Origin of the sequence: Acinetobacter sp. 809848 (genome assembly GCF_000581275.1) — a bacterium.
GTDB lineage: Bacteria > Pseudomonadota > Gammaproteobacteria > Pseudomonadales > Moraxellaceae > Acinetobacter > Acinetobacter pittii.
In genome coordinates this window covers 1-775 of sequence record NZ_JEXG01000170.1, presented here as the reverse complement: position 1 = coordinate 775, position 775 = coordinate 1, and the positions used below count along the sequence as shown (strand labels likewise).

Below are 775 nucleotides of genomic sequence, written 5' to 3'. Positions count from 1 at the left end.
GCGAACCCTTTCTCGTTCTGCCACCATAATTTTAATGTCGGCAGAACTCCCAATAAAAAGGAGTTGGCTTTGTACATCCATTATTTCTTGGCTCTCAATGCCAAAAGCTATAACGACACAGCTTAAAAATTAAAGCAGCTTGAACGCCCTAAGGTTTTCAGGCTTAAAGTCATTTTTAATTAAAACTTAGCTACAACAAACTTGAGATGTGCCAAGCACAGTCTTTACGGCTTTGCTGTGCCTTTTTTTCTCCCAAAAGGGGCACAGGCTTTTTTTATCTCATTTACAAACAACAAGAATTTATAACGGTAAAACTATGCCAAAGTTAGTGCTTTCTTCGCGTGCCATACAAGTCATCAACAAGTCGATTGATTTATTTCACCATCGTGGCTTTCATACCGTTGGGGTAGATCGAATTGTCAAAGAATGTGAAATTACTAAAGCGACTTTTTATAACTTTTTCCATTCAAAAGAGCGGTTTATTGAAATCTGTTTGATCGTGCAAAAAGAACGTTTAAAAGAAAAAGTGGTCTCAATTGTTGAGTACGCCCAAGACACAAGCGCGGCTGATAAACTCAAACAGCTTTATTTCTTACATACCCATGTAGAGGGAATGTACTACCTCTTATTTAAAGCCATGTTTGAAACGAAACTGAGCTATCCAAAAGCCTATATCACCGCAGTGAGATATCGCACATGGCTGCTGAATGAAATCTATAGCCAGCTTATAAAACTCAAAACCGATGCGACTTTTCAAGATGCCAAACTATTTTTA

Annotated in this window: 1 protein-coding gene; it reads left to right on the top strand. The window is 37.9% G+C overall.

All coding sequences use genetic code 11. From position 1 onward, the window contains the following. Positions 1-316 precede the first annotated feature (316 nt). Positions 317-775, top strand: a 459-nt coding sequence (locus tag J536_RS24610; protein ID WP_032064327.1) for a TetR/AcrR family transcriptional regulator, incomplete at its 3' end; no start/stop codon positions are given.